This window comes from Blastocatellia bacterium, assembly GCA_035275065.1.
In the GTDB taxonomy this organism is placed as follows: Bacteria; Acidobacteriota; Blastocatellia; order UBA7656; family UBA7656; genus DATENM01.
In genome coordinates this window covers 1-1,579 of the sequence record DATENM010000126.1, presented here as the reverse complement: position 1 = coordinate 1,579, position 1,579 = coordinate 1, and the positions used below count along the sequence as shown (strand labels likewise).

The window sequence follows — 1,579 nt, the reverse complement described above, 5'->3', positions numbered from 1 at the left end:
CGGATAGGTAAAGAGTAAGAAAGCGTTAGGTGAGAGGAAGTAAACCTACAAGTTGCGCCTAACAACGACATGCACCGGAGCGCGGCGAGCGAGTCTCTCATCACTCATCCAATGCACCATGCCGCGCCCGGTGATGTGTGTTCGTTAGACGCCCTATCGTATCGGGAGAGCGAACATGGAGGTAAGAAGACTGGGAAGCGGCGACGAATCGCTCGCCTATGACACCATCGTGGCACTCAAGATCACAGATAGCCGATTGCGGCGTAACCTGACTGCTGATTACTTGCGCCATTTTCTTACCCGACCGGAGAATTACCTGATCCTCGCCACAGAGGGGGGCGAGCCGATTGGCTATTTAGTGGCATACCAATTGGATCGGGTTGACCGTGACCAGGCGATGATGTTCTTCTACGAGATCAGTGTCGCCGAGACGCAGCGTCGGCGTGGGGCAGGGGCGGCGATGATCAACCTGCTCAAGAGGTATTGCCAGCAGCAGGGAGTAATGAAGATGTGGGTTCACACTAACAGGTCCAACTCGGCGGCGATGCGGTTGTATGAAACGACAGGCGGCGAAGCGGAGGCGAGCGGCGACGAGGTGACGTTTTTGTACAGGGGCGTCTAACAACGGCATGCAGCGGAGGCCGCGAAGCGGGGTTCTCATCATACATTGTGAGGCCGTTCACGGCCCCGCTGATGCGTGTTCGTTGGGCGTCTCCGCAGTGCTTATGGTAAATTATCTTCGGCAGACCAGAATTGGAGAAAAGGCTATGTCATCTTTACCGAAAACCCGACTCACTCCTGAAGAATACCTCGCTATTGATCGCCAATCCGAGTACAAGAATGAATACTTTAATGGCGAAATCTTTGCGATGACGGGGGCAAGTCGCAAACATAACTTGATCTCGGTAAATGTAGCTTCATCAATAAACAACCAACTCACTGATAGGGATTGCGAAGTATATGCTAGTGATATGCGAGTCAACGTCAATCCGACAGGGCTGTATACATATCCAGATGTTGTTATCGTATGTGGGGAGCCTGAATTCGAAGACAAAGAGATAGACACACTCCTTAACCCAACCGTAATAGTAGAGGTCTTGTCAAAGACAACTGAAGGGTATGATCGGGGCGATAAGTTTGAGCATTACCGTTCGATTGGATCGTTGTCCGAGGTCGTGCTCATAGCTCAAGATAAGCATCACGTTGAGCACTACAGGAGGCAGGAGGGTGGCCAGTGGGTATTAACCGAAACTAACAGCCTGCAAGACAGAATTAAGCTGACGTCGATCAATTGTGAACTTGCTCTGAGCGACATTTATAAGAAAGTCTCCATAGCGTAACCTTCGTGAGCAGCCGTCCAACAAGGCGTTGCACCGGAGCCGCCGAAGCGCCGTTCCCGTGGATCAGCCAATGCCGCTCGGCGGCCCGGTGAACGCGGGCGTTGGGCGCCTTTCCCGCCGCCGCTGACAAGCGTGATGGTGCTGGCCACACGATGAGCTCGCTACGCTTTCGTTTCTTATTCAACCGCGCCCGATCCTGGCGGCCATCGCCAGGCGAAGCGCCGATGAGTGCCGGCCAA

General features: G+C 53.6%; 2 protein-coding genes. Both read left to right on the top strand.

Going from position 1 to position 1,579, the window contains the following annotated elements; genetic code table 11:
* Window positions 1-175 precede the first annotated feature (175 nt).
* Window positions 176-622 (top strand): GNAT family N-acetyltransferase, encoded by a 447-nt coding sequence (locus tag VJ464_24140; protein ID HKQ08238.1) that lies wholly within the window; start codon window positions 176-178, stop codon window positions 620-622.
* 145 nt (window positions 623-767) lie between these two features.
* On the top strand, window positions 768-1,340 hold the full coding sequence (locus VJ464_24135; protein ID HKQ08237.1) for a Uma2 family endonuclease: 573 nt from the start codon (window positions 768-770) through the stop codon (window positions 1,338-1,340).
* Window positions 1,341-1,579 lie beyond the last annotated feature (239 nt).